Genomic DNA, 23,275 nt, shown 5'->3' with positions numbered 1-23,275 from the left:
GGCGGTCGCACGGAAGCCAATACACGCGCAACGATGATCGAGCTCCATGACGGGCTTGTCGCCCGCAGCCAGAACCGCTGGCCCTCGCTCGGCTTTGACATTGGCGCCGTCAACAGCTTGATATCGCCCTTCCTCAGCGCGGGCTTCTACTACAAGACCTTCATGTGGCCGGCCGCCCTTTGGGAAAAGCTCTACGAGCCGCTGATCCGCAAGGCCGCGGGCCTCGGCAAGGCTTCCTACGAACCGGATCCGGATTCCTACGAAAAACGCTGGGCTCACTGCGATCTGCTCGTTGTCGGCGCGGGGCCCGCCGGCCTTGCAGCGGCGCTGACGGCAGGACGCGCTGGCGCCCGCGTCATCCTCGCCGATGAAGGTTTCGCGCTTGGCGGCAGCCTGCTTCTCGAAAGCGGGACCGCATTACAGGACATGCTCGACGAACTCGAGGGCCTGCCGAATGTCCGTCTCCTGGCGCGCACCACCGTCGTCGGCTGGTACGACGACAATGTCTTCGGCGCCGTCGAGCGTGTGCAAAAGCATGTGGCACTGCCCGATCCGCATCGCCCCGTCGAGCGGCTCTGGCGCATCATTGCCAAACAGACAATCCTCGCCTCAGGCGCCGAGGAGCGCCCGCTGGTCTTCGGCGGCAATGACATTCCGGGCGTGATGATGGCTGGCGCAATGCACAGCTATCTCAGCTGCCAGGCAGTAGGACCCGGCGCCCGCACCGTCGTCTTCACAAGCAACGCGTCCGGCTATCGCACGGCGGCAGCACTCGAAGCTGCCGGTCTCGATGTCGCCGCCATCATCGACAGCCGTGCGGCCGGAGATGCCTGGTCCGGCAGGGCGCCTCTCTTGACCGGAAGCCGCGTACGCGACGCGCATGGCGGCAAGCGCCTGCGTTATCTCGCCGTCGAGACGAACTCGGGAATGCAGCGCATTGAGGCCGACGCGCTTGCCGTGTCCGGCGGCTGGAGCCCGATCATCCACCTTGCCTGCCATCGCGGCGCCAGGCCGGCCTGGTCGGACGAGAAGGCAGCCTTCCTGGCACCGGAGCGCCAACAGGGGCTATCGATCGCCGGCTCTGCGGCCGGGCTCAGCGCTACGGACGCCTGCCTCGGCGATGGCGCGGCCAAGGCGGCCGAGGCGCTGAAGGCGATCGGCTTCGCGAAAGTCGAGCCCGCCTTCGCGCCCATCGGGGAGACCGAGGCGGCCTCGAAGCCGCTCTGGTTCATCAAGGGCACAAAAGGCAAGGCCTTCGTCGATTATCAGAACGACGTACACCTCAAGGACCTCGGCCTTGCCGTTCGCGAGGGCTATGGGCATGTCGAGCTTGCCAAGCGCTATACGACCAGCGGCATGGCGACCGATCAGGGCAAGCTTTCCAATATCAATGCGATCGGCATCCTGGCTGAAGTCCGTGGGGTATCGCCTGCCGAAGTCGGCACGACCACATTCCGTCCCTTCTATACGCCCGTCTCCTTCGGCGCGCTGACGGGCGCCTCGCGCGGCCGTCATTTCCAGCCGGTGCGCAGGTCACCGCTACATGGCTGGGCCAAGAAGAATGGCGCCGTCTTCGTCGAGACGGGGCTGTGGTACCGTTCCTCCTGGTTTCCACGCACAGGGGAGACAAGTTGGCGCGAGAGCGTCGATCGCGAAGTGCTGAACATCCGGCAGAATGCCGGCATTTGCGATGTCTCCACCCTCGGCAAGATCGAGGTCTTCGGCAAGGACGCTGCTGCCTTCCTCGACCGCGTCTACTGCAACGGCTTTGCCAAGCTGCCCGTCGGCCGGGCGCGCTACGGCATCATGCTGCGCGAGGACGGCATGATCTACGATGACGGTACGACGAGCCGTTTCGGTGAGGACCATTTCTTCATGACGACGACGACGGCGCTCGCCGCCGGCGTGCTGACCCATCTCGAGTTCTGCGCCCAGACGCTTTGGCCGGCGCTCGACGTCCGTTTTGCCTCCTCGACCGACCAATGGGCGCAGATGGCGGTCGCCGGCCCAAAATCTCGTGCGATCCTGTCCGAGATCGTCGACGAGGATATTTCCGATGCCGCCTTCCCCTTCATGAGTGCCCGCATCGTCTCGCTCTTCGGCGGCGCGCTCGAAGGCCGGCTCTTCCGGATCTCCTTTTCCGGCGAACTCGCCTATGAGCTTGCCGTGCCCGCCGGCTACGGCGAATCGGTCGCCGACCGGATCATACAGGCTGGTGAAGAGCACGGCATCTGCCCCTACGGTGCCGAGGCGCTCGGGGTGATGCGCATCGAGAAGGGCCATGTCACCCATGCCGAGATCAACGGAACGGTTACGCCGGGCGATCTCGGCTTTGCCCGCATGGTTTCGGCCACTAAGCCCGACTTTGTCGGCAAGGCGATGCTCGCCCGAGAAGGTCTGCAGGCCCGAGAACGCCTCCGCCTTGTCGGCGTCAAGCCGCTCGATCCCGCGATGAGCTTCCGCACCGGCTCACACATCCTTGCCGAACATTCCGCTGCCACCCTCGAAAACGATCAGGGCTATGTAACCTCGAGCGCTTTCTCGCCGAGCCTTGGCCATACGATCGGACTTGCGCTCGTCAAACGCGGGCCGGAACGCATAGGGGAAAAGGTCGTGGTCTGGAATGGACTGAGAAACGAATTCACCGAGGCCGCGCTCTGCAGTCCTGTCTTCATCGATCCCGACAATGAGAAGCTCCATGCCTGAACGTCCGGAACATAAGCCCACCCTCGCCGACAAAGCGACAGTTGAAGGCTCCGGCATCCGGCTGGAGCCGCTGCCGGAAGGCCATCTCCTGCATGTCATGGGGGCATTTGATGGCGATAGCCTCGCCAACGCGCTCTCTACTACTGGATTGGCAACGAGTAGCGTGCGAGCGGCTGGTTATCAGCAATGGTATATAACAGGCGAGGAAAGCCTGCCGCCCTCGCGCATCGCCCTGCTTGCAGATCATCTGAAAGGCAGAGGCTTCGTCAGCGACCAGAGCCACGGCCGCATCCGCATCGCTCTTTCCGGCCCCCGCGCTGCGGACCTGCTCGCTCAGGGAACGGCAGTCGATCTCGACGCCGCCGCCTTCCCTATCGGCCAATCGGCCGTTACGCTTTTCGGGCATGTCTCCGTCCAGCTGACGCGCACGCAGGCGACGCGCTTCGAGCTCACGGTACTGCGCAGCTTTGCGGAAGATCTCTACGAGATGCTCGAACATGCCGCGGCAGTCTGAGCGCAAGCCCTGGGGTCACAAAAGCCAGGCCCCCGGTTAATAGCTCAAAACAACGAACATAACCTCAGAGCATCATAGACGGCCGCATGGATGTTGCGGCTGGAAACCGCGTCGCCGATCCGCACAAGGTCAAAACGCCCCTCGCTGTTGCGCTGTGGCAGCGGTGGTCGACGATTGATCAGGGCGGAATAATCCACAGCACCAAGATTTCGCGAAAGCAGCTTCAGTTCGAGATAGAGCCCGTCATTGGCAAACGTGCCATGTTCGACAACGACCTGGGACACGCGCCGCTCCCACTGTGCACCGTCTGCAAAATCCGATCCGAGTACGGCAACAAGGGCGTTGCCGTCGCGCCGGACGGATTTGAGCCGCGTGTTGATGGTAATCCTGACATTGCGTTCGGCGAAGGCACGGGCGTATGGCACGTGGTTCATGCCCCCCATATCGGGCGCGAAAAAGCGTTCGGGCGACACAAGCTCGAGTTCGGCACCGCTTTTGGCAATCACCTCAGCCGCCGACATGCCCGGATGTCCGCCATTGTCATCAAAGAGCAGCACCGTGTCGGCGATCCTGACGCCACCAGCGAGGATTTCCCAGGAAGAGGTCACCAGCTCGTCGCCGGCATCCAGTTCGGGTTGCTGCGCAATGCCACCGGTCGCAATGACAACAAGGTCGGGTTCAAGAGCAAGGACGTCACCTGCCTCTGCGTAGACATCATAATGCATGCGAACACCCAACCGCTCGAGTTCCGCCAGCCGCCAGTCGATGATGCCTATCATCTCTTTGCGTCGGCGATTGCGGACGAGCAGATTGACCTGTCCGCCGGCTTTTCCCGTTGCTTCCAGGACATCGACCACATGCCCGCGCTCCGCGAGCACACGGGCGGCCTCGAGGCCGCCCGGCCCCGCACCGACCACGACGGCCTTACGGAGAATCTCCGCCTTGGGGATCTCGTGCGGGATTTCCTCCTCACGACCGGTCGCGGCATTGTGGATACAAAGCGCCTCCCCGCCTTCATAGATCCGGTCGAGACAATAGGTGGCGCCGACGCAGGGCCGGATGCGTGCCTCCTCGCCGCTTTCGATCTTTCGCACGATATGCGGGTCGGCAATATGGGCGCGCGTCATGCCGACCATGTCGAGCTTCCCCTCGGCGATCGCATGACGGGCGGTTGCTACGTCACCGATGCGCGCGGCGTGGAAGATCGGAAACTTGGTTATCGCCCTCACCTCGCCCGCAAAATCGAGATGCGGGGCAGATGCCATGCCCTGGATCGGGATGACCTCGTTGAGCGCAACGTCGCTGTCGATATGGCCGCGAATGATGTTGAGAAAATCGACGTCGCCGGATCGGGCAAACCGTGATGCGATCTCTATGCCTTCCTCCCGCGATAGTCCCTTCTCCCAGTCCTCGTCGGCGACAAGGCGCATGCCGACGATGAAATCCGGCCCGACCGCTTCGCGAACCGCCTGCGTGACCATGACAGAAAACCGCATGCGGTTGTCGAGCGATCCGCCGAATTCATCTTCACGTTGGTTCGTTGCCGGCGACCAGAAACCATCGAGCAGATGACCGTAAGCTTCGATCTCGATACCGTCGAGGCCGGCTTCCTGCATGCGCTGCGCGGCGCTTGCATAATCGGCCACGATACGCTCGATGTCCCAGTCTTCCACCTCTTTCGGGAAGGCGCGGTGCGCCGGTTCGCGGATCGGCGAGGCCGCCAGAACGGGCAGCCAGTCGCCCTTGTTCCAGCTTGTGCGGCGACCGAGATGCGTAAGCTGGATCATGACCGCCGCACCGAACTCATGACAGTCGTCGGCAAGTCTCTTCAACCAAGGCACGATCTCGTCGCGATATGCGTGGAGATTGCCGAAGGACGGCGGAGAGTCAGGCGAGACGACCGCCGATCCCGCCGTCATTGTCAGTGCGATGCCGCCTCTCGCCTTTTCCCTGTGATAGAGCCGGTAGCGATCCGTCGGCATGCCGTTTTCCGAATAAGCCGGCTCGTGAGCGGTCGACATGACGCGGTTTTTCAGCGTCAGGTGCTTGAGTTGAAACGGCTGCAGCAGGGGGTCTTTGGAGGACATGTCCGCACTCGTTGCTTGGGTGGGAGTGGCAATCGAACCGCTATTCTGACCCATGCCGCCTGAAATGACGATCCGATCGGCGTCGCTTTCTAGCCGGCATGCGCCCGCCGGCTGCGGCTGAGGTCGACGGCGGTATGCCAGAGAACGGCTGCGAAGATGATGGCGCCGCCGAAAAAGGTGGCGACAGGTGGTTGCTCGGAGAACAGAAGCCAGACCCAGAACGGGGTCAGCACGATCTCCATCGTCCCGATCAACGCAGCTTCGGCCGGCGGCATTCGCCTGGCCCCGGCCAGAAAGAGCACAAGCGCCAGCGAAAAATTGGTCGCACCGAAAGCAGCAAGCACGATCCAGTTGTGAAGATCAAGCGAGCCGACCGAGCCGAAGGGAGCGAAGATGACGAGCGTCAGGAAGGCGCTGACAACAGTCGGCGGCAGGCTCGGCACCTCGGGATTGATGCGCGGGATGATGATGACGAGCGCGAAGGAAACCGTCATCCCAAGCGCCAGCAGGTCGCCGACCCCGGTGCCACCGCCGATCGACGAGGCGACGATAACCACGACACCCAGAAGAGAAATGCCCCCGGCAATAAGCGTGCGCCTTCCGACACCCTCTTTCAGGATGATCCATCCGAACAGGGCGGCGATAAAGGGTGCGGTCGAGTAGATCATCGTCACATTCGCGACGCTGGTCATATAGAGCGCGCCGATGAAGCAGCCCTGGCTGACCGTCTGGCAGACAATCATCGCCAGGCCGGACGGATGCAGGACCGAACGCCATTGCTTTCGTGATATCCCGCCTTCGAGGAACAGGCAGGGGATCAGCAGGAAAAGCCCGCCGAACAGCGATCGCCAGGCGATCGCCGTCCAGACGTCTGTCGTCAGGAGCCGCGAGTAGACCCCGCTGGCACTCCAGGCAAGTGTCGCCCCGATGACGAGAAGGATGCCCTTCTCGCGCTCGCCGGCACCGAGGTGCCTGGCCGGATGGTCAATGGTCACGCAAGTTAGTCTCGAAGGAGGAAAGTCGAACGCACCTCCTTTCTGCACCCGCAATTGACATCAGACAAACGAATAGTAGAGATGGATGTCATCGATTTTTTCTATGGCTGTCCATGCGCGAGCCCATCGAAAGTGATCTTCTCCGGACCTTCCTCGTTGTCGTCGAGACTACCAATTTCTCTGCGGCCGCACAGCGCGTCGGCAGAACGCAATCTGCGATCAGCGCGGCGATCAAGAAGCTGGAAGACACGATCGGCGAAGCACTGTTCGAACGCGGCGCCCGCGGGGTGGTGCTGACACGTCAGGGCGTCCAGCTCGTCCCCTATGCCCGCCGCGTCATCGATCTCCTGAGCGAGGCCGCGGCGACAATCCGCAGCAAACCGCTCGGCGGACCGGTTCGCATCGGCATTCCCGAGGAATATAGCCAGACCGTGCTGCCCGCAGCACTTGCGGCCTTCGCCGTGCGTCATCCGGCTGTCGAGGTCACGATCTCCTGCGATTATACTGTCCGCAACATCGCCGCCCTGGAACGCGACGAGCTCGATCTTGCCGTCGTCTTCGACTGGAGCGATCAGATGAGTGGCGAGGTGCTCTGCATCGATCCGACCGTCTGGGTGACCTCGATCGTCCACCGGCTGCACGACATTGACCCGCTGCCGATCGCAACCTACAGAGACTCGAGCTGGTGTCGCGATTTTGCATTGAAGTCGCTGCACCAGCTCGGTCGTAACTACCGGGTCGCCTTCATTGCCGATACCAGCTCCGGACTGAAGAACGCCGTGACTGCCGGTCTTGCCGTCACCACGCTGTCGCGCAGCAACATCCCACCCGGCTGCCGGGAACTGACGACCGAGGACGGCTTCCCGCCGGTCGATTCCTCAAGGGTCGTGCTTCGTCGCAACACCTTCCGGTCCAGCGAAGCGGTTCGCGAGCTTGCCGAGATGGTGCGCGATGCCTTCCAGCCTATGGCCGGACCTCCGATGGCCTGATCAGACGCCGCAGCCGTCGCCGCGTTTCCGAGGGGCTCTCGGAATAGCTTGCGCGATAGCTTCGCGCGAAGGCTGAGGCCGAATTGAAGCCGGTTGCGGCTGCAATGTCGGCGAAGGACGCCGTCGTCTCTATCACCTTGCGCCGCGCCGCGTTCAATCTCAGGGCAAGATAGTGGATATGGGGGGGCGCACCGATCGAGGCCTGAAAGAGATCCTGCAGGTGCCGGGCGCTGATCCCGACCCTGCGGGCAAGACGCGCCAGCACGATCGGCTGCTCGATGTTGTCCTCCATCAGCCGCACGGCGTGGGCCACCCGCGGATCATCCATACGCAGGCCTGCCGACAGCGCCTCGTCGGCATGAAAGGATGGCTGCTCGTAGCGGAACAGCCGGCTGACCTCGAGCGCCAGCGAATAGCTCTGGCGCCGCCGGATGATCTCCAGCATCAGGTCCACGGTCGGCAGCGAGCCTGATGTCGTCAGCCGCTTGCCGTCGATGACGAACCGGTCCTTGACGGCCGACACCTGCGGATAGGCGAGCGCGAAATCCTCGTAATCCTCCCAATGGACGGTCGCCGACAAGCCGTCGAGCAGGCAGGCTTCCGCGAGCAGCCAGGTGCCGGATTCGATGCCGGCGATCATCGTCCGGTGGCGTGCCGCCTGCGATAGCTGCATTTTTAGGCCCGCTGTCGCGCTTTGCCGCCAGTTGTAGCTCGCTAGCACGAAGAGCGGTGTATCCGATGCCGTGGTCTGGAACGTTCCCTGCGTCGGTATGGCAATGTGGCTGGTTGTCGGCACAGCTTCTCCATCTGGAGTGAAGATGCGCCAGCGGTAGAGCTCGCTGCCGGAAATGCGGTTTGCCCCGCGCAGCGGTTCGATGACAGAGGCAATGAGGATGAGGTTGGTGTCCGGCAGGACGAGAAGATCGATGTCGAGCCGTTCCGTCGATCGCTCCAGCACAGTCCCCTCCTTGGTGTTCCGATAATGTATCGATCGATTCCGAAATTGCAAAGCATCCTCGCTCGTCCTGGCGCGTAATGCCCTCAAGACGAGGGAGAACAACAAACATGCCTCTTGCGATGAACCGCGATGTCTTCATCACCTGCGCTGTCACCGGTGCCGGCGATACGGTTTCGAAATCCAGCCACGTTCCCATTACTCCCAAGCAGATCGCGGATTCCGCGATCGACGCCGCCAAGGCTGGGGCGGCAGTCGTTCACTGTCATGTCCGCGATCCGGAAACCGGTGCCGCAAGCCGGCGCAACGACCTCTACAGGGAGGTCACCGACCGCATCCGTTCGGCCGATGTCGATGTGGTGCTGAACCTAACGGCCGGCATGGGCGGAGATCTTATTTTTGGCGATGTCGAAAGTCCCCTTCCCCTGAAGGCGGCGGGAACGGACATGGCAGGGGCAACCGAGCGCGTCAGCCATGTCGCCGAATGCCTGCCGGAAATCTGCACGCTCGACTGCGGCACGATGAACTTCAATCTCGGCGATTACGTCATGACCAACACACCCGCCATGCTGCGGGCAATGGCGAAGAAAATGACCGATCTCGGCGTGCGCCCCGAGATCGAGGCATTCGACACCGGCCATCTGTGGTTTGCAAAGCAGCTCGCAGAAGAAGGCCTGATCGAAGATCCGGTGCTGATCCAGCTCTGCATGGGCATTCCCTGGGGTGCCCCTGACGATCTCAACACCTTCATGGCCATGGTCAATAACGTGCCCGATAGCTGGACCTTCTCGGCCTTTTCGATCGGTCGCAACGCCATGGCCTATCCGGCTGCCGCGGTTCTGGCGGGCGGCAATGTCCGCGTTGGCCTGGAGGACAATCTCTATATCGGCAAGGGCGCTCTCGCCACCAATGCGCAGCTCGTCGAAAAGGCCGTGCAGGTGGTCGAAGGTATGGGTGCCAGGATCATCGGTCCCGAGGACGTCCGCAAGAAACTCAATCTGACGAAGCGCTGAGGACGATATGACAGGGATTACCAAAGCGGCCTGTATCGGCGGCGGCGTCATCGGCGGCGGCTGGATTGCACGTTTTCTGCTTGCCGGCATCGATGTCAGCGTCTTCGATCCGCATCCGGAAGCAAGCCGCATCGTCGGCGAGGTCCTTGCCAATGCGGAAAAAGCCTATGCCATGCTGACTGGCGCACCGCTGCCGCCGCGCGGCCGGCTTACCTTCGAAACGTCGCTGCAAGAGGCCGTCTCCGGTGCGGACTGGATTCAGGAAAGCGTACCGGAGCGGCTCGACCTCAAGCGCCGCGTACTGAATGAGATCGATGCTGCCGCACGACCGGACGCGCTGATCGGCTCGTCCACCTCCGGCCTGCTGCCGAGCGACCTGCAGCGCGACATGACGCATCCCGAGCGCCTCTTCGTCGCCCATCCCTACAATCCCGTTTACCTGCTGCCGCTGGTCGAAATCGTCGGCGGCGAGAAGACCTCGAAAGCGACTATCGAGGCGGCGATGGAGCGCCTAGCTCCTATCGGCATGAAGGGCGTTCATATCGCCAAGGAAATCGAGGCCTTCGTCGGCGACCGGCTGCTCGAAGCGCTCTGGCGCGAGGCGCTCTGGCTCATCCATGACGATATCTGCACCGTCGAAACGCTCGACGACGTCATCCGATATTCCTTCGGATTGCGCTGGGCGCAGATGGGTCTGTTCCAGACCTATCGCATTGCCGGCGGCGAGGCCGGAATGCGCCATTTCCTCGCGCAATTCGGCCCCTGCCTTGCCTGGCCCTGGACGAAGCTGACCGACGTCGTCGACCTCGACGACGCGTTGATCGAAAAGATCGGAAAACAGTCGGACGAACAGGCTGCCGGCCTTTCAATCCGCGCACTGGAGCGCATCCGCGACGAAAATCTCGTCGGCATCCTGCAGGCGTTGAAGGCCGGAAACGACGGCAAGGGCTGGGGCGCCGGCCAGTTGCTGAAGGATTTCGAACGGTCCCTGTGGGCGGCAGGCGGCGGGAAAACCACTGCTGCCGATCCTTCTGGCCCCCTCAAGCTCGTCGAGACGAAGGTAAGCCCCGCCTGGGTCGACTATAATGGCCATATGACGGAGCATCGCTACCTGCAGGTTTTCGGCGATACGTCCGACGCGCTTCTCCGGCTGATCGGGGTCGATCTCGCCTATGTCGAGGCCGGGCAGAGCTACTATACGGTCGAGACCCATATCCGACATATTGGCGAGGCCAAGCTCGGGCAGGCGATCCACTCGACCTGCCAGATCCTCGCAGTCGACGAGAAGCGGCTGCACCTCTTCCACACGATCCGCGACACGGAGAGCGGCACCGTGCTGGCCACTGCAGAGCAGATGCTGCTGCATGTCGATACCGAAGCCGGCAAGGCGACACCGGCGCCAGTCGCAGTCCTCGACAAGGCAAATCTGATCGCTGCCGCCCATGCAAAGCTGCCTTCCCCCGATGGGGTCGGCCGCCATGTCGGCCAGAAACGATAGGGAGATCGGCATGGATTTCGGCCTCAGCGAAGAACAGGAAATGATCGTCAAGACGGTCCGCGGCTTCGTCGAAACCGAAATCTATCCCCATGAGAACGAGGTCGAGCGCACGGGTTTCGTTCCGCCAGATCTTGCGGCTCAGATCCGGCGCAAATGCATCGACCTCGGCTTCTACGCCTGCAATTTCCCCGAAGAGGCGGGCGGCGCCAGCCTCGATCATGTCACCTTCACGCTTGTCGAGCGGGAACTCGGTCGGGGCTCCATGGCGCTGACGGTCTTTTTCGGCCGTCCCTCCGGCATCCTGATGGCCTGTGAGGGCGAGCAGCGTGAACGTTACCTGCTTCCTGCCGTCCGCGGAGAAAAGATCGACGCACTGGCGATCACCGAACCGGACGCCGGTTCCGACATGCGCGGCATGAAATGCACCGCTCGCAGCAACGGTAGCGATTTCGTCCTCAATGGTACCAAACATTTCATCTCGCATGCCGATGCCGCTGATTTCATCATCGTCTTTGCTGCAACCGGCGAGGAGGAAACACCAAAAGGCCTCAAGAAGAAGATCACCGCATTTCTGGTCGATCGCGGCACGCCAGGCTTCGAAATCCACAAGGGTTATGATTCCGTCTCCCACCGCGGCTATCACAATTGCACCCTGAGCTTTGCCGACTGCCGTATTCCGGCCTCCCAGGTGCTCGGCGAACTGCATCGCGGTTTCGAGCTTGCCAACCAGTGGCTCTATGGCACGCGGCTGACGGTCGCCGCCACCTGCGTCGGTCGGGCGCGGCGCGTCTTCGACATGGCCTTGTCCTATGCCGCCGAGCGCAAGCAGTTCGGAAGGCCGATCGGCGCCAACCAGGGGGTTTCCTTCAAGCTTGCCGACATGATCACCGAGATTGACGCAGCCGACTGGCTGACGCTTTCGGCGGCATGGCGCTTGGATGCGGGCCTGACTTCCGATCGCGAAATCGCTTCAGCCAAGCTTTACGCCTCCGAAATGCTCGCCCGCGTCACCGATGAGGCGATCCAGATCTATGGCGGCATGGGCCTGATGGACGATCTGCCGCTTTCCCGCTTCTGGCGGGATGCGCGCGTCGAACGCATCTGGGACGGCACGTCGGAAATCCAGCGCCACATCATCAGCCGCGATCTCCTGCGGCCTCTGGGAGCGTAGCCGATGACAGCACGCGCGCTCGACCGCCTGTTCAGACCGCAAACGATCGCCGTCTTCGGCGGCCGTGAAGCGCGTCGGGTGATCGAGCAATGCGACCGGATGGGGTTTGCGGGCGCGCTCTGGCCCGTTCACCCGACGCTCGACGAGGTCCTCGGGCGGCGCTGCTACAGAAGCGTTTCCGACCTGCCGTCGCCGCCCGACGCGGCCTTCGTCGGGGTCAACCGGATATCGACCATCGAGATCGTGCGCAGCCTGTCGGCAGCTGGTGCCGGCGGCGCGGTCTGTTATGCTTCGGGCTTCAGCGAGGCCGTGGCGGAGCTTGCCGATGGCAGCGACCTGCAACAGGCATTGGTTGGCGCCGCCGGCGACATGCCGATCCTCGGACCAAACTGCTACGGCTTCATCAACGGCCTCGACGGCGCGCTTCTCTGGCCCGACCAGCACGGCATGACGCGCGTCGAACGCGGCGTGGCAATCCTGACCCAATCATCGAATATAGCGCTCAACCTGACCATGCAGACGCGCGGACTGCCGATCGCCTATGTCGTGACATCAGGCAATCAGGCGCAAACTTCGCTATCCGACGTCGCCTGCGGCCTGCTTGCCGATCCGCGCGTGACGGCGCTTGGCCTCCATGTCGAAGGCTTTGGAGACAAAGCCGCGCTCGAGCGCCTTGCCGCCACAGCCCGCCTGATGAAAAAGCCGGTTGTCGTTTTGAAAGTCGGCAAGTCCGAACAGGCGAGACAGGCAACGCTTTCCCATACCGCATCCCTTGCCGGCGGTGATGCTGTTGCCGATGCCGTGCTTGCCCGCCTCGGCCTCGGCCGCGTCGAAACGCTGCCGGCGCTGCTTGAAACGCTGAAACTCCTGCATGTAGCAGGCCCCCTGCAAGGTGCCTCGATCTCCTCGATGAGCTGTTCGGGTGGAGAAGCCTCGCTGATGGCGGATGCTGCGATCGGACATGCTGTCACGTTCCGGGACCTCGAACCAAAGCAACTGCCGCGCCTGAGGGGCATCCTCGGCGACATGGTGACGCTCTCCAACCCGCTCGATTACCACACGTTCGTGTGGGGCGATCTGGCGCGTCAGACAGAGGCTTTCACCGCCATGTTCGAGGGTAGCTACGACCTCAATCTCGTCGTCCTTGATTTTCCCCGCGCCGATCGATGCGAGGCGGCAGATTGGGTGACGACGGCTGACGCGGTCACCGCTGCGGCATCTGCGACAGGCGCGCTTGCCGGGATCCTGGCGACCCTACCCGAAACCATGCCGGAGGCTGTCGCCGACCGTCTGATTGCCGAAGGCGTCGTTCCCTTCTGCGGTATTGATGAAACCCTGATTGCCGCGGAAGTCGCGGCTGGCATCGGCCATGCCTGGCGCAAACCGCCTTCCCTGCCGCTTCTCAATGTGGCGCCGGTCGAAGGGGCAATCGAAACGCTGACGGAAGCCGATGCAAAGACCGAACTCGATCTCGCCGGCGTTCCGATCCCCAAAGGCCGGGTTGCAAGTTCGCCGCTTCAGGCGGCTGATTATGCTGAGCGGCTCGGCTTTCCTGTCGTCCTGAAAGCTCTTGGTGTCGCGCACAAGACCGAAGCAGGCGCCGTCGCACTCAACCTGAAGGATGTTAAGGCCGTATCGGATGCCGCGTCAAAGATGGCTGCGACGGACGGTTTTCTGGTCGAGAAAATGATCGACCGGCCCGTCGCCGAGCTGATCGTCGGTGCATCCCGCGACCCGGTCTTCGGATTATCGCTTACGCTCGGCGCCGGCGGAATTTTCGTCGAATTGCTGGAAGATTCAGTCATTTTGCCGTTGCCGACGACGAGATCGGAAATTTCCGAGGCAATTTCGCGCCTGAGGATCGCAAAACTGATCGAAGGATATCGCGGGCGCCCGAAAGGAGACCTCGAAGCGACCGTGACAGCTGTCGCACGGGCGGCAGATTATGTCGTAATGAATGCGGCACGGCTGGAGGAACTGGACATTAATCCGTTGATGGTTCTTCCCGAAGGTCACGGCGTGGCCGCAGTCGATGCCCTGATCCGGCGAAGGAGGTAGCATAGGTTGAGCGCCCCCATTCGCACCCGACAGGTTGGCGCAGTGCTGGAAGTCGTTATCGACCGGCCGAAGGCGAATGCCATCGACCTTGCCACCAGCCGCACCATGGGACTGATATTCCGTGATTTCCGCGACGATCCATCGCTGCGCGTGGCGATTATCTCCGGTGCAGGCGAGAAATTCTTCTGTGCCGGATGGGACCTGAAGGCTGCAGCGGCAGGCGACACGGTCGACGGCGACTATGGTGTCGGCGGCTTCGGCGGTCTGCAGGAGTTGCGCGATCTCAACAAGCCTGTCATCTGTGCCGTCAACGGCATCTGTTGCGGAGGCGGGCTGGAGATCGCGCTCTCCGCCGACCTGATCCTCGCAGCCGAACATGCAACTTTCGCTCTGCCGGAAATCCGCTCCGGCACGGTTGCCGATGCCGCCTCGGTGAAGCTGCCGAAGCGCATCCCCTATCATATCGCCATGGACATGCTTTTGACCGGCCGCTGGCTTGACGTCCATGAGGCGCATCGCTGGGGCTTCGTCAATGAGATATTGCCCGCGGACAGGCTCATGGAGCGGGCTTGGGATCTTGCCCGCCTGCTCGAAAGCGGGCCGCCGCTCGTCTACGCGGCAATCAAGGAAATCGTGCGTGAATCGGAGGGTTCCACCTTCCAGACTGCTATGAACAAAATCACCAAACGGCAGTTTGCAACGGTGGACCGGCTTTATTCGAGCGAGGACCAATTGGAAGGCGCACGGGCTTTCGCCGAAAAACGAAGCCCTAACTGGAAAGGACGGTAACAAGGCGGCGGCAACCGCATCATCTTCCCGCAAGCGTGCGGGCACCTTGGACGGAAGAGGAAACCGTTCGGGGATTATGCCCGGAAATCGAAGTCAACGCACCAGAAGAAGGAGAAGGGGAATGAACGACTATACCAAATATCTCGCAAGCCGGGTGACCGCCGGCGGCCTCAGCCGCCGCGAATTCCTGGGACGTGCCATGGCGGCCGGCCTGACGCTTGCTGTTGCCGACAAGCTCTTTACCGAAAGCGCCGAGGCCGCCGAACCGAAGCGTGGCGGTCATCTGAAGCTTGGCCTGGAGGGCGGAGCCGCGACCGATTCCAAGGACCCGGCGAAATTCCTGTCACAGTTCATGTTCTGCGTCGGTCGCTGCTGGGGCGACATGCTGGTTGAATCCGACCCGCTGACGGGTGCTGCCGTACCGGCGCTCGCTGAATCCTGGGAACCGTCGAAAGATGCGGCAACCTGGACCTTCAAGATCCGTAAGGGCGTCAAGTTCCACAATGGCAAGGAACTGACCATTGATGACGTGGTTGCGACCCTCAAGCGCCATACCGACAAGGCTTCCGAGTCCGGCGCGCTCGGCGTTCTCGGATCGATCAAGGAGATCAAGGCGGACGGCGGCAACCTCGTCCTGACGCTTTCGGAAGGCAATGCCGATATGCCGCTGCTGTTGACCGACTATCATCTGGTCATTCAGCCGAATGGCGGTGTGGACGATCCGCTCGCCTCGATCGGCACAGGCCCCTATAAGATGACGAACTTCGAGGCGGGCGTGCGCGCCACCTTCGAGAAGAACAAGGACGACTGGCGCACCGACCGCGGTTATGTCGATTCCATCGAAATCATCGGCATGAACGATGCCACGGCCCGCATCGCAGCACTCTCGTCCGGCCAGGTGCACTACATCAACCGTGTCGATCCGAAGACCGTCAACCTCTTGAAGCGTGCTCCGAATGTCGAGATCCTTTCGACCGCCGGACGCGGCCACTATGTCTTCATCATGCATTGCGACAAGGCGCCGTTCGACAATAACGACCTGCGCCTGGCCCTCAAATACGCCATGGACCGCGAGACCATGGTGGAGAAGATCCTCGGCGGTTACGGCAAGGTCGGCAACGACTTCCCGATCAACAGCACCTATGCGCTTTTCCCCGAGGGCATCGAGCAACGCGTCTACGATCCCGACAAGGCGGCCTTCCACTACAAGAAATCAGGCCACAGCGGCTCGGTCCTTCTGCGCACTTCCGAAGTCGCTTTCCCCGGCGGTGTCGATGCGGCCGTCCTCTATCAGGAAAGCTGCAAGAAGGCCGGCATCGAGATAGAGGTCAAGCGCGAGCCGGGCGACGGTTACTGGACCAACGTCTGGAACGTCCAGCCCTTCTCGACCTCCTATTGGGGCGGCCGCCCGACGCAGGACCAGATGTATTCCACTGCCTATCTCTCGACGGCGGACTGGAACGACACCAAGTTCAAGCGCCCTGACTTCGACAAGCTGTTACTGCAGGCCCGCTCCGAACTTGATGAAGCCAAGCGCAAGGACATGTATCGCGCCATGGCGATGATGGTCCGCGACGAGGGCGGCGTCATTTTGCCGATGTTCAACGACTTCGTGAACGCCTCCACCAAGCAGGTGAAGGGCTACGTGCACGACATCGGCAACGACATGTCGAACGGCTACGTCGCAACCCGCGTCTGGCTGGAGGCCTGACGCCGGGCGTCTGCCCTCCGATCTCCAGGCAAGCCGGGACCGCGGGACAAAACCCGCGGTCCTCCTGACGTTTCAGCGCGAGGCCATCACCATGTCCAGTCCGACCTCAGGCAATATCCTGCCCGGTCTCAGGTTCCGGCAGCGTTTTCCGCTGCTTGCCCTTATTCTCGAGCGCTTCGTGCTCAGCATCATCCTGCTCTTTGCCGTCTCAATCCTCATTTTCGGCGGCCTGGAAGCTCTTCCCGGCGATTTCGCCACGACCTATCTCGGCCAGTCGGCAACGCCGCAGGCGGTTGCCAATATTCGCAAGGATCTCGGGCTCGACCGGCCGGTGACGACGCGATACGTCGAATGGCTCGGCAATGCCGTGCAAGGGGATTTCGGCACATCCTGGGCCAGCAAGAACTCCGTCAGCGAGCAGATCGGCAAGCGGCTCGGCAATTCACTGTTCCTGGCGGGCTTTGCCGCACTGATCTCCGTGCCGCTCGCTGTCGGACTTGGCATGGTCTCGGTGCATTTCCGGGGCCGCCTGCCGGACAAGATCATCAACATCATTTCGCTTGCGGCGATCTCATTGCCGGAATTCTTTATCGGCTACCTGCTGATCATGTTTTTCGCGGTGAAATTCGGCGTCGCCACCTTTCCCGCCACCGTCTACGAGAGCATGGGCTTTGCCGACAGGCTGAAGGCGATCGCCCTGCCGACGGCGACCCTCGTGCTCGTCGTGCTTGCCCACATGATGCGCATGACGCGTGCTGCGATCCTGTCCGTCATGTCGTCGGCCTATATGGAGACGGCGGAACTGAAGGGCCTTTCTGCGTTCCGCTCAATCGTCAAGCATGCCGCGCCGAACGCGCTTGCGCCGATCATCAATGTCGTGGCGCTGAACCTTGCTTATCTGGTCGTCGGTGTGGTCGTGGTCGAGGTGGTCTTCGTCTATCCCGGCATGGGCCAGTACATGGTCGATGCCGTGACCGTGCGCGATATGCCGGTGGTGCAGGCCTGCGGCCTGATCTTTGCCGCTGTCTACATCTTCCTCAACATGCTGGCCGATATCCTCGCCATCATCGCCAACCCCCGGCTGAGGCATCCAAGATGAGATTGAGAGATATCCCTATCACCGCCTGGATCGGCATGATCGGCATCGCGATTGCCTTCATCTTCGCGCTCTTTGCGCCCTTGATCGCGCCTTACGGAGAGACCGAGGTCGTCGGCAGCGTCTGGCAGATGCCGGACGCACAGTATGTCTTCGGCCTCGACAATCTCGGCCGTGACATCCTCTCGCGGCTGATCTACGGCGCGCGCACCACGCTCTTCGTGGCCCTTGCGGCAACGGTCATCTCCTTCTCGCTCGGCGTCATCTTAAGTTTCACGGCCGCCGTCTCGCGCGGGCTGATCGACATGGTCTTCTCGCGCTTCAACGACCTGATGATGTCGATCCCGACACTGATCTTCGCGCTCGTGGTGCTTGCCGTCCTACCGCAGAACATCATCGTCCTGATCCTCGTCATGGCGATCCTCGATTCCACCCGCGTCTATCGTCTCGGCCGTGCCGTGGCGCTCGATGTCGCTGTCATGGAATTCGTCGAGGCGGCGAAGCTGCGCGGCGAAGGAAAGATCTGGATCATCTTCCGGGAGATCCTGCCGAACACGCTGACGCCGCTGCTCGCCGAGTTCGGCCTGCGTTTTGCCTTTTCGATCCTGTTCCTGTCGACATTGTCCTTCCTCGGCCTCGGCATTCAGCCGCCATCGGCGGACTGGGGTGGCATGGTCAAGGATAACAAGGACGGCATCATCTTCGGCATTTCGGCGGCTCTCGTGCCGGGTAGCGCGATCGCCATACTTGCCGTCTGCGTCAATCTGGTCGTCGACTGGCTTCTGAAACGAACCTCGAGTCTCAAGGGAGGGCGCGGCGATGCCTGATCTTCTTTCCGTCCGCAATCTCAAGATCGAAGCCACCAGCTACCCGCCAGGCGAAGCGCCGAAGCGCGTGACCATCGTCGACGGCGTTTCCTTTGATCTGCAGAAAGGCCGGGTGCTCGGCCTGATCGGCGAATCCGGTGCCGGCAAGTCGACGATCGGGCTTTCTGCACTTGCCTATGGTCGAGGCGGTGCCGAGATCACCGGTGGCGAAGTGCTGCTCGATGGCGACAATATCCTTGCCCTCGGCAGGAACGGTATCAGGAAGATCCGCGGCGCCCGCGTCTGCTACGTCGCCCAGTCGGCCGCGGCCGCCTTCAATCCCGCCCACCGGCTCGGCGACCAGGTGATCGAGGCTTCCGTCAAACACGGGCTCATGAACAAACAGGAGGCGAAGAACAGAGCGCTCTACCTGTTTCAAGTGCTTGGCCTTCCCCATCCCGAAAGTTTCGGCGAACGCTTCCCGCACCAGGTCTCGGGCGGCCAGTTGCAACGCGCCATGACGGCTATGGCGCTTTGCTCCAACCCCGAACTGATCGTCTTCGACGAACCGACGACGGCACTTGACGTCACCACGCAGATCGACGTGCTGGCGGCTATCAAGCATGCGATCGAGGCAACCCATACGGCGGCCCTTTATATCACCCATGATCTCGCCGTCGTCGCCCAGATCTCCGACGACATCATGGTGCTGCGCCATGGAAAGACTGTGGAATACGGCAGTGTCCAGCAGATCATCGAAGCGCCACGGGAGGACTATACCCGCGCGCTCGTCAACGTCCGGCAGACGCTGAGGGACGAAGCTCTTGATCAGTCCGATGCGCTGCTGAAGATCGAAAACGTCAGCGCAGAGTATTCCAATGGCTTCAAGGTCCTGAACGATGTCAGTCTGCATGTGCCGAAGGGGCAGACATTGGCGATTGTCGGTGAATCGGGCTCGGGAAAATCGACGCTCGCCCGCGTCGTCACCGGGCTCTTGTCACCCAGCGCCGGGTCGATCTCTTTTGCCGGCAAGCCATTGACGGCCGACGTCCGACACAGACCACGCGACGATCTCCGCCGCATCCAGCTCATCTACCAGATGGCCGACACGGCGATGAACCCGCGTCAGACAGTGCGCGACATCATCGGCCGGCCGCTGACCTTCTATTACGGCCTCAGGGGAGCCTTAAAGACCGACCGTGTGAAGGAGTTGCTCGACCAGATCGAGATGGGCAACGGCTTCCTGAACCGCTACCCGGCAGAGCTCTCGGGCGGCCAAAAACAGCGTGTGGCGATTGCCCGCGCGCTGGCCGCAAAACCGGAACTCATCCTCTGTGACGAACCAACCTCGGCTCTCGATCCTCTGGTGGCTGAAGGCATCCTGAAGCTGCTGTTGCGCCTGCAGGAGGAAGAAAAGCTCTCCTACATCTTCATCACCCATGACATCGCCATCGTCAGGGCCATTGCCGACAGCGTCGCGGTCATGCATCGCGGCAGGCTCGTACGCTTCGGCCCGAAATCGAAGGCGCTCTCGCCGCCCTTTGACGACTATACCGACCTGCTCCTGAAATCCGTCCCGGAAATGGAGATCGGCTGGCTGGAAAAGGTGCTGACTACCCGGCGGATGGAAAGCGCCGGCAACTGAACGTCAAGGCGGCCGGCCGCTCTCGGCCGGCTCAATGATTGCTTCCAGGGAAAACCATGAGCCAACGCTCCTTCACGACGATCGAAAACCAGTGGATCACGCTCAGCGACGGAACGCGACTTGCCGCGCGGATCTGGATGCCTGATGGTACGGATACCGATCCGGTGCCGGCCGTCTTCGAATTCCTGCCTTATCGCAAGCGAGACGGAACGAGCCTGCGGGATGAATCGACCTATCCGGTCTTTGCCGCCGCCGGCATTGCGGGCGTGCGTGTCGATATCCGCGGCTCGGGCGAATCCGACGGGGTGATCGACGGCGAATATACTGAACTCGAGCTTGCCAATGCCTGCGAACTGATCGCCTGGATCGCCGGTCAGCCCTGGTGCAATGGCTCGGTCGGCATGATGGGCATTTCCTGGGGCGGGTTCAACAGCCTGCAGGTCGCAGCGCTTCGCCCCCCGGCGTTGAAGGCCGTCATTTCGATCGCCTCGACCGTCGACCGTTACAATGACGACATCCACTACAAGAACGGCTGTCACCTTTCCGCCCAGCTTTCCTGGGCCGCGACGATGCTCGGCTATCAGTCTCGCCCGCCCGATCCCGCTATCGCCGGCGATCGCTGGAAGGATATGTGGCTGGAACGGCTGGAAAACGAACCGTTCTTCATGGAGGAATGGCTTGTCCACCAGCGACGCGACGCCTTCTGGAAACATGGTTCGATCTGCGAGGATTTTTCAAGCGTCGAGATCCCTGCATTGGTGATTGCGGGCTGGGCCGACGGCTATCGCAACACACCACTGAAGGCGATCGCCGGGCTCGGGACTGAGGCGAAGGCGTTGATTGGTCCCTGGGTTCACAAATATCCGCATTTCGCCTTTCCAAAGCCACGCGCCGATTTCCATGGCGAAGCGATCGCCTGGTGGAACCGCTGGCTGCGAGGCGAAGAGAATGGTGCGGAAAATACGCCGCAGCTTCGCGCCTATATTCTCGATGCGGTACGCCCTGCCCCGCGCCGCGATGCCGATCCCGGTTTTTGGGTCGCCATGGACGCATGGCACGAACCGGCAATGCAGTTCTTCCACATCGGTTCGTCCAACTGGCTCGAGGAAGGCAAGGCCGAGCCGCAGGTATTGGCGCATGAGGTTCATCTGCGCTCGCCGCTCGATACCGGCACGGCGTCGGGAGAATATTTCACGCTGAAACCGGATGCCGAAATGGCGATCGACCAACGTGGAGACGATGCCGGTTCACTCATATTCGAAACCCCGCCGCTTGTCGAAGATTACGACTATCTCGGCCAGCCTATTGTTACTCTGGCGCTACGCTGCGAGGCAGAGACCGCAAATCTCTGCGCGCGGCTCGTCGACGTGCATGAAGACGGCACAGCCACACGCGTTTCCTTCGGCGTCCTCAATCTTGCTCACCGTGATGGCAATGCCGATCCCAAACCCATGAAGGGCGGAGAGCAGACGACGGTGCGCCTGATGCTCGATGCCTGCGGCTATCGCTTTCGCGCCGGCCATCGCATACGCCTTTCACTTTCGACGGCCTATTGGCCGATGATCCTGCCGCCGCCGACGGATTCCGGCCTCGTCATCGATACCGCCTCGATCGAACTTGCGCTGCCGATACTTGCCGGTCACCGCCTCATCACCGTGAAGGAGCCGGCTAATCCCGATCCGCTGCCGAAATATATTGAGCATGCGCCGGGTAAGACCAGAAGGCAGGTCATCAGGGAGCTTTCCGCCAATCGAACCGAATACCGTATTTACGAGGATACCGGTCTTTTCGAGCATCCCGACACCGGACTCAGCACCCGTCAGGTACGCGATGAAATATGGTCGATTACACCGGGCGATCCGCTCTCGATGACGGGGCGATCCACCTGGACCTGCGACATGCAACGTCCCGGCTGGTCCGTGACGACGGTTGCAACCGCATCGATCGCCTGCACGGCAACGCACTGGATCATCGCCGCCACGGTCATTGCCCATGAAGGCGGGATAAAAATCTTCGAGAAGGATTTTGGCGAGACGGCAATCGCCCGCGATCTGATGTAGCCGTCAGCGCGAAGCAAAGAGCCGCACCGCCTCGCATACCGCCTTGAAGCCTGCCCGAGCACCTTCGCTCATGTGGCGCGCGCGCAGCCACGCATGCACCATCTGCGGTTCCTCCCGGAACCAGACTTCCACCCCAGCTTCCGCAAGCTGGGCGGCGTAGGCTCGACCGTCGTCTCGCAACGGATCGAACCGCGCGACCGTGATGAAGGCCGGCGCAAGCCCTTCGACCGATACCGCGTGAAGCGGCGCGGCGACAGGATGGTGCATTGGTGCCTGCAAAACATTGCGATAGTAGGCGACATCGGCCGTAGTCAGGCCCGGTGCATTTGCCATTTCAACATAGGAGCCCTTCTGCAGGTCGCCGCCCAGCGCCGGATAGACGAGAACCTGACCGGCGATACCGGGTAAGGCCTCCCCCAGCGCCCTGATGGCGAGCCCTGCCGCCAGGTTGGCACCGGCGCTATCGCCGATGATCACGACCTTGCTGCCGGTGGACGACAGCAGATGCTTCAGGACGAGGAAGCAATCCTCGCTCTGCGCCGGCCAGCGGTACTCAGGCGCCAGCCGGTAGTCGACGGAAACGAGTTCGGCGCCGGCGAAATCGGCGATTTCAGCGCAGATCGAGTGATGGCTTTCGAGCGAGCCGACAACAAAGCCTCCGCCGTGAAGATAGAGGAGGACGGTTGATGTGGTGATTGTCCTTGGCCGATACCGGCGGATCGGTATCCGCAGCACCATGCCATCCGCATAGACCATCCCCTGCGGCAGGGCGTGGTCAAATCGCGCGCAGAGTGCGTCATACCATTGACGTTGCTGCTCGATCGATGCCTCGACTGCGTCCGGCGGATAAAAGCCTTCGCAGACATCAAGGAATTCCAGAATGCTCTCTTCGGTGGGCATCGGTCGGTCGATCGACATGAAGATCCTTCCGCGTGCTCGCAAGATGCTGTCAGGCGGCAGCCAGCTAGCCGATACTGCATCATGCACGCGCTCAGCCACGACGCCTGTCTTGCTGCGACCCCCGGTGTCGCCGGCAAGTTCGCCCCTGTAAAACACGCAGGCGCGAGCGCCCGGAACAACGGATGTCGGCAAGGCGATAGTGTGCAATCATCAAGTTGGTTATCGTGAAGTCACAACTGCGACCCACGCCGCCGAGAGGATCACTCATGCGACGACCAGTGC

At 61.9% G+C, this 23,275-nt stretch carries 17 protein-coding genes; 13 read left to right on the top strand and 4 right to left on the bottom strand.

Annotated elements, in window-relative coordinates; all coding sequences use genetic code 11:
• Both PMI11_RS23665 and PMI11_RS23660 read left to right on the top strand, forming a co-directional pair.
• A partial coding sequence (locus tag PMI11_RS23665) for a sarcosine oxidase subunit alpha family protein (protein WP_007822178.1) occupies positions 1 to 2,706 on the top strand: 2,706 nt, incomplete at its 5' end.
• Positions 2,699 to 3,220 (top strand): sarcosine oxidase subunit gamma, encoded by a 522-nt coding sequence (locus PMI11_RS23660; RefSeq protein ID WP_007822176.1) that lies wholly within the window; start codon positions 2,699 to 2,701, stop codon positions 3,218 to 3,220. The genes PMI11_RS23665 and PMI11_RS23660, both read left to right, overlap by 8 nt.
• Before the next feature lie 44 nt (positions 3,221 to 3,264).
• On the opposite strand, the gene PMI11_RS23655 is transcribed toward PMI11_RS23660, so the two are convergent.
• Together PMI11_RS23655 and PMI11_RS23650 are read right to left on the bottom strand one after the other, a co-directional pair.
• Positions 3,265 to 5,307 (bottom strand): NADH:flavin oxidoreductase, encoded by a 2,043-nt coding sequence (locus PMI11_RS23655; protein ID WP_007822174.1) that lies wholly within the window; start codon positions 5,305 to 5,307, stop codon positions 3,265 to 3,267.
• Between the two features lie 89 nt (positions 5,308 to 5,396).
• A complete protein-coding gene (locus PMI11_RS23650) occupies positions 5,397 to 6,302 on the bottom strand; it encodes a DMT family transporter (RefSeq protein ID WP_007822166.1) in 906 nt (301 codons plus the stop codon).
• 113 nt (positions 6,303 to 6,415) lie between these two features.
• On the opposite strand from PMI11_RS23650, the gene PMI11_RS23645 reads away from it, so the two are divergent.
• Positions 6,416 to 7,291, top strand: coding sequence for a LysR family transcriptional regulator (locus tag PMI11_RS23645; RefSeq protein WP_007822164.1), 876 nt, complete (start codon positions 6,416 to 6,418; stop codon positions 7,289 to 7,291).
• Here the strand turns inward: PMI11_RS23645 and PMI11_RS23640 are convergent.
• On the bottom strand, positions 7,266 to 8,300 hold the full coding sequence (locus PMI11_RS23640; protein WP_081493296.1) for a GlxA family transcriptional regulator: 1,035 nt from the start codon (positions 8,298 to 8,300) through the stop codon (positions 7,266 to 7,268). The genes PMI11_RS23645 and PMI11_RS23640 overlap by 26 nt on opposite strands.
• Positions 8,301 to 8,356: 56 nt before the next feature.
• Between PMI11_RS23640 and PMI11_RS23635 the strand changes: the two genes are divergently transcribed.
• The 10 genes from PMI11_RS23635 to PMI11_RS23590 all read left to right on the top strand — a co-directional run bounded on the left by PMI11_RS23635 (position 8,357) and on the right by PMI11_RS23590 (position 22,093).
• Positions 8,357 to 9,259: a 3-keto-5-aminohexanoate cleavage protein gene (locus PMI11_RS23635; RefSeq protein ID WP_007822159.1), complete on the top strand. Its 903-nt coding sequence runs from the start codon at positions 8,357 to 8,359 to the stop codon at positions 9,257 to 9,259.
• A 7-nt stretch (positions 9,260 to 9,266) separates the two neighbouring features.
• Entirely contained in the window at positions 9,267 to 10,757 is a 1,491-nt protein-coding gene (locus PMI11_RS23630) for a carnitine 3-dehydrogenase (RefSeq protein ID WP_007822158.1), read from the top strand.
• A 10-nt stretch (positions 10,758 to 10,767) separates the two neighbouring features.
• The gene (locus tag PMI11_RS23625) at positions 10,768 to 11,928 is read left to right on the top strand and encodes an acyl-CoA dehydrogenase family protein (protein WP_007822156.1); all 1,161 of its coding nucleotides are present in this window, start codon (positions 10,768 to 10,770) and stop codon (positions 11,926 to 11,928) included.
• A gap of 3 nt (positions 11,929 to 11,931) precedes the next feature.
• The gene (locus PMI11_RS23620; protein ID WP_007822154.1) at positions 11,932 to 13,986 is read left to right on the top strand and encodes an acetate--CoA ligase family protein; all 2,055 of its coding nucleotides are present in this window, start codon (positions 11,932 to 11,934) and stop codon (positions 13,984 to 13,986) included.
• A gap of 6 nt (positions 13,987 to 13,992) precedes the next feature.
• Positions 13,993 to 14,775, top strand: a complete 783-nt coding sequence (locus PMI11_RS23615) for a carnitinyl-CoA dehydratase (protein WP_007822153.1) — start codon at positions 13,993 to 13,995, stop codon at positions 14,773 to 14,775.
• A gap of 121 nt (positions 14,776 to 14,896) precedes the next feature.
• A complete protein-coding gene (locus tag PMI11_RS23610) occupies positions 14,897 to 16,486 on the top strand; it encodes an ABC transporter substrate-binding protein (RefSeq protein WP_007822150.1) in 1,590 nt (529 codons plus the stop codon).
• 91 nt (positions 16,487 to 16,577) lie between these two features.
• Positions 16,578 to 17,585, top strand: coding sequence for an ABC transporter permease (locus PMI11_RS23605; protein WP_007822149.1), 1,008 nt, complete (start codon positions 16,578 to 16,580; stop codon positions 17,583 to 17,585).
• Positions 17,582 to 18,409: an ABC transporter permease gene (locus tag PMI11_RS23600; RefSeq protein ID WP_007822147.1), complete on the top strand. Its 828-nt coding sequence runs from the start codon at positions 17,582 to 17,584 to the stop codon at positions 18,407 to 18,409. Before PMI11_RS23605 ends, PMI11_RS23600 begins: the two co-directional genes overlap by 4 nt.
• Positions 18,402 to 20,033 carry an ABC transporter ATP-binding protein gene (locus tag PMI11_RS23595; RefSeq protein WP_007822146.1) on the top strand — a complete coding sequence of 544 codons (1,632 nt, stop codon included), beginning with the start codon at positions 18,402 to 18,404 and terminating at the stop codon, positions 20,031 to 20,033. Before PMI11_RS23600 ends, PMI11_RS23595 begins: the two co-directional genes overlap by 8 nt.
• A 56-nt stretch (positions 20,034 to 20,089) precedes the next feature.
• Positions 20,090 to 22,093 (top strand): CocE/NonD family hydrolase, encoded by a 2,004-nt coding sequence (locus PMI11_RS23590; RefSeq protein WP_007822144.1) that lies wholly within the window; start codon positions 20,090 to 20,092, stop codon positions 22,091 to 22,093.
• A 3-nt stretch (positions 22,094 to 22,096) separates the two neighbouring features.
• Here the strand turns inward: PMI11_RS23590 and PMI11_RS23585 are convergent, their stop codons facing one another.
• Positions 22,097 to 23,011: an alpha/beta hydrolase gene (locus PMI11_RS23585; RefSeq protein ID WP_007822142.1), complete on the bottom strand. Its 915-nt coding sequence runs from the start codon at positions 23,009 to 23,011 to the stop codon at positions 22,097 to 22,099.
• Positions 23,012 to 23,275: the final 264 nt, after the last annotated feature.

Origin of the sequence: Rhizobium sp. CF142 (assembly GCF_000281145.1) — a bacterium.
Lineage (GTDB): Bacteria > Pseudomonadota > Alphaproteobacteria > Rhizobiales > Rhizobiaceae > Rhizobium.
Note: the sequence above shows the minus strand (reverse complement) of the source record. Positions and strands in the feature narration are given on the sequence as shown.

Bases quoted from the DNA above. Each gene is read 5' to 3' on its own strand.
- PMI11_RS23660 (WP_007822176.1), top strand. From the start codon at position 2,699: ATGCCTGAACGTCCGGAACATAAGCCCACCCTCGCCGACAAAGCGACA.
- PMI11_RS23655 (WP_007822174.1), bottom strand. From the start codon at position 5,307: ATGTCCTCCAAAGACCCCCTGCTGCAGCCGTTTCAACTCAAGCACCTG.
- PMI11_RS23645 (WP_007822164.1), top strand. From the start codon at position 6,416: ATGCGCGAGCCCATCGAAAGTGATCTTCTCCGGACCTTCCTCGTTGTC.
- PMI11_RS23635 (WP_007822159.1), top strand. From the start codon at position 8,357: ATGCCTCTTGCGATGAACCGCGATGTCTTCATCACCTGCGCTGTCACC.
- PMI11_RS23630 (WP_007822158.1), top strand. From the start codon at position 9,267: ATGACAGGGATTACCAAAGCGGCCTGTATCGGCGGCGGCGTCATCGGC.
- PMI11_RS23625 (WP_007822156.1), top strand. From the start codon at position 10,768: ATGGATTTCGGCCTCAGCGAAGAACAGGAAATGATCGTCAAGACGGTC.
- PMI11_RS23620 (WP_007822154.1), top strand. From the start codon at position 11,932: ATGACAGCACGCGCGCTCGACCGCCTGTTCAGACCGCAAACGATCGCC.
- PMI11_RS23610 (WP_007822150.1), top strand. From the start codon at position 14,897: ATGAACGACTATACCAAATATCTCGCAAGCCGGGTGACCGCCGGCGGC.
- PMI11_RS23605 (WP_007822149.1), top strand. From the start codon at position 16,578: ATGTCCAGTCCGACCTCAGGCAATATCCTGCCCGGTCTCAGGTTCCGG.
- PMI11_RS23600 (WP_007822147.1), top strand. From the start codon at position 17,582: ATGAGATTGAGAGATATCCCTATCACCGCCTGGATCGGCATGATCGGC.
- PMI11_RS23595 (WP_007822146.1), top strand. From the start codon at position 18,402: ATGCCTGATCTTCTTTCCGTCCGCAATCTCAAGATCGAAGCCACCAGC.
- PMI11_RS23590 (WP_007822144.1), top strand. From the start codon at position 20,090: ATGAGCCAACGCTCCTTCACGACGATCGAAAACCAGTGGATCACGCTC.
- PMI11_RS23585 (WP_007822142.1), bottom strand. From the start codon at position 23,011: ATGTCGATCGACCGACCGATGCCCACCGAAGAGAGCATTCTGGAATTC.